We start from the raw sequence: 3,498 nt of genomic DNA, 5'->3' as shown, positions 1-3,498 counted from the left end.
GCTCGCTTTACAGATTTGGACGAGATGATCCGCCAAATTGAACCAGATATAGTCGCTATTCCGACCGCACCCGCCCTGCATGCCCCGCTCGCGCTGAGGGTGCTTGAACATGGCGTTAACATTGAAGTCGAAAAGCCGATGGGGATGGATCTCATTGAGACGGATGCAGTAATGAACAAAGCGGCTGAAAAGGGCGTCCAAGTCGCAGTGCATCATCAGTGGCGTCTGAGTGCTTGGAACCAAGCCATAAATCAGGCTTATCAGGCGGGCAAGATCGGCGAGTTGCGCTATATCTACGCCAGTGGGAAAGGTTATTATGGTGGCTTTGGCCTGATGGAAATTGGCACGCATCTACTGACCCACGTCATCAAATTTGGGGGTCATTGTCGGAGCCTCACGGCACATGCCACCACTCGTGGTCGTCCGATCACGCCGCAGGATGTTTTGCCGGCCCCACGGGGAAACGGCACGATTGCGGGCGACCACGTCACGGCGACCTTACAGTTTGACAATGGAGTGACGGGGACGTTGCTCCAGCACGGCTTTGGCAAAATTGAATTGGATGCCCACGTGGTTGAACTTTATGGAACAGAAGGGCGATTGATGTGGCATCCGCGAGGTGCTTGGTGGCTGCCCACCCCTCACGCTCTGCCTGCAAATGACCTGTCTAAATGGCAAGCCCTAACACCCATCTATGCGGAAAGCTTTGCACAAGCCGTCGAAAAGCCCCCCGACAATATCAGCTTGAATGAAGGGGATTATTGGTTTGTGGACGAATATGTCCGGGCTTTGGATGAAGGGCGAGAGCACGAATGTAGCGGAGCCGAGGGACGCCACGTTATCGAAATCATCATGGGTATTTTTGAATCCGCGGCGTACGGCACTCGCGTCGATCTCCCGCAGCCCAACCGTGAACACCCACTGACCCGCTGGCGCAGAGAGGCCGGATTAGGGCCACCCGAACCCATGCCGATGCGCGACGCGGAATGGCTTATAGAAGAAAACAAACGCTTGGGTGGTTAATACGAGCAGAGGTAAAGAATGCAGCGACCTAACATTCTATTTATAACCAGCCATGATACCGGCGATTGGCTCAGGTGCTACGGGCATCATACGGTCCATACGCCTCATCTAGACGCCCTTGCAGCCGATGGCTACCTTTTTTCAAATGCCTTTTGCACCTCACCTGTCTGCACACCGAGTCGGGGCGCGATGATGACTGGACGGTATCCGCAGAGCAACGGGCTGATGGGGCTAATTCAGACACCCTATCGTTGGCGGTATCACGAAGGCGAACGCCACCTTTCGCACCTCTTGAGCGGATACGGCTACCACACCGTGCTGTTCAATCACCAGCACGAAGCACCACATACCGATCCCCTTGGCTTCCGAGAACAGCGGCTTGTTGACTCGGGTACGTACCGTCTCCTCACAGGAGAGCATGTTTCGACGGCCGAAGAGACTGCTACCTCCGTTGTTGAGTTTCTACAGCAGCGTAACGAGGGTGATGCGCCGTTCTACGCACAGATGGGTGTCTTTGAAACACATACCCCCTTCGGGTTTAGTGGTGCCGAACCCGATGACGAATTCGGCGTCGAAATTCTACCCTATGTTGTTGATGATGAAAACGTGCGGCGGCATATCTCTGGGCTTCAGGGTGCAATTCGACACTTAGATCGGGCAGTGGGCAGGATTTTCAGTGCATTGTCACAAACAGGGCTGGCAGACAACACAATCGTGGTTTTCACCTCAGACCACGGTGTTGAATTGCCTCGATGCAAATGGGAGCTTTACGATGGTGGGATACGAACGGCCCTGCTGATGCGGTGGCCGGAAGGCAGTGTGCGAGGTGGAAGGGTATGCGACTGGCAGATCAGCAACGTCGATCTTGTCCCCACGCTCCTTGATTTTGCTCATTTGCCGATTCCCCAAAACGTCCAGGGAAGGAGCTTTGCTTCATTCTTCGCGGGCGAGCATGACACTCCGCCACGTGATGCGACTTTTGCCATGATGCATGCGTCCAATCGATGGACGGAATCGCGCAGCATACGCACCGGCCAGTATAAGCTCATCCGGAATTTCTCACCAAGCCGTCTGCCACGCGTACCGAGTCAACGTGGTAGATCCTCGGCTCAAGAACGTCCTGTGCTGGAATTGTATGACTTGGCTGCCGACCCGCACGAACTTCACAGTGTTAGTCGAACGCCGCAATACGACACAGTTCGTCGTGACCTCGACACACGGCTTCTGAGTTGGCTCCAAGAGGTGGACGACCCTATCTTGCATGGTCCAGTTGCCACTCCTTATTACAGAATGGCCATCGCTGATCTGCAGAGATAGTTTATGATTCTTTCTGTGAATTTTTCGACGAAAACTTGCATTATCTGTGTGGTGCGACGACCTCTGGTAAAGCGATCGCCCGCAAGTGCCACAAAGCGACGAGGATGGGAACGCATTGGGCGGTGTCAGACTTCCCGATATTCAGGTTCCGACTGGGACTCATGGGGGTCAAAACACGCCCTTGACAGATAGAGGCTGTGTTCTGTCCGGTTCCTTTATCCCGTTTGCGAAAACAAAGCAGCAACGGCTAGCGGCCAATGATAATCGGTTATCGATTGAGGAACGCTATCTGGATAACAACGACTATGTCAATCGCATCGCCGTGTCGGCATGGTCTCTTGTGGCAGAAGGCTTCATGCTGGAACAGGATGCTATCATCGTTATTCATGCCGCCTCGCAGAGCCCGGTTTTCCGGCCCCCCAACACTGAATGAGTAATAGCCAGTGGACCCACACAGGGTTGCGGACAAAGAACGGTTGGAAGATTATTGGAGGCATGAATGCCGACCTGACCTGATGTTTCTGTATACTTTATTGCCCCACGCTTATAGTTTGTCCCCAGCGGTGCTACAGCGGTATCGCGATGGTAATAGAATCCTCGTTTGCCGTATCAGTCTTGTTGTTGGATGACGCACGCGGCTTTGCATCAATGAACCCTAAGTTGGCAAGCGTACGAATCTCGGCTGAGATTTCGCGTCTCGGCAGTTTGAGCTGTTTGGCCAGTTCACTAACGGTTTTCGGGTGCTTGCGCTTGATGGTGTGCAGTATTTTAAGCCGTTTTGGCGTCAGGTTGGCGTCCAGAGAGTCGAGGCTATCGAAACTGGTGGAGACGACGGCTTGCGCAGGAAATTCACCGTCATCTATCTTTCTCAGCTGCGCTTTGACATCTCGCACAAAAGCGGCTTCGGATTGGATTTTTAGGTTCGTTGTTTTCATGCACAAGCTCATTTTCTCTCACCCCGCATCCGCTGAATTTCTTTGATGAATCGCTCAAACAGGTGCTCAAGATTGGTGAACCTTACCGGGGTTTTCTTGCCGTGCCGGTGTTTGTGATGCCCTTCAAACGTATTGTTGTCATACCCTAAAAGTCGTTTGCCGCGTTTGATTTTCCAACAGTCCGAGCCAACCAGGTTGGCACTCTTAACTTACTGCTTACGCG

Annotated in this window: 4 protein-coding genes; 3 read left to right on the top strand and 1 reads right to left on the bottom strand. The window is 53.2% G+C overall.

Translation table 11 applies throughout. The annotated features are described in order from the left end of the window. From O6944_09295 to O6944_09285, 3 genes are all read left to right on the top strand, one after another. Nucleotides 1-1,023, top strand: a 1,023-nt coding sequence (locus tag O6944_09295; GenBank protein ID MCZ6719329.1) for a Gfo/Idh/MocA family oxidoreductase, incomplete at its 5' end; no start/stop codon positions are given. 18 nt (nucleotides 1,024-1,041) lie between these two features. Next, complete coding sequence (locus O6944_09290) at nucleotides 1,042-2,340, top strand: sulfatase (protein MCZ6719328.1); 1,299 nt, start codon at nucleotides 1,042-1,044, stop codon at nucleotides 2,338-2,340. Nucleotides 2,341-2,425: 85 nt separating this feature from the next. Further along, on the top strand, nucleotides 2,426-2,773 hold the full coding sequence (locus O6944_09285) for an alpha/beta hydrolase domain-containing protein (GenBank protein ID MCZ6719327.1): 348 nt from the start codon (nucleotides 2,426-2,428) through the stop codon (nucleotides 2,771-2,773). Nucleotides 2,774-2,906: 133 nt separating this feature from the next. Here O6944_09285 and O6944_09280 read toward each other — a convergent pair whose 3' ends face one another. Continuing rightward, a complete protein-coding gene (locus tag O6944_09280) occupies nucleotides 2,907-3,275 on the bottom strand; it encodes an ArsR family transcriptional regulator (protein MCZ6719326.1) in 369 nt (122 codons plus the stop codon). Nucleotides 3,276-3,498 lie beyond the last annotated feature (223 nt).

The sequence above is a fragment of the Gammaproteobacteria bacterium genome (assembly GCA_027296625.1).
In the GTDB taxonomy this organism is placed as follows: Bacteria; Pseudomonadota; Gammaproteobacteria; order JAKEHO01; family JAKEHO01; genus JAKEHO01.
The sequence above is the reverse complement of the archived record's forward strand: the minus strand, read 5'-3'. Positions and strand labels throughout refer to the sequence as shown.

Excerpts from the sequence above, each read along its gene's own strand:
- O6944_09290 (MCZ6719328.1), top strand. The coding sequence starts at position 1,042 with ATGCAGCGACCTAACATTCTATTTATAACCAGCCATGATACCGGCGAT.
- O6944_09280 (MCZ6719326.1), bottom strand. The coding sequence starts at position 3,275 with ATGAAAACAACGAACCTAAAAATCCAATCCGAAGCCGCTTTTGTGCGA.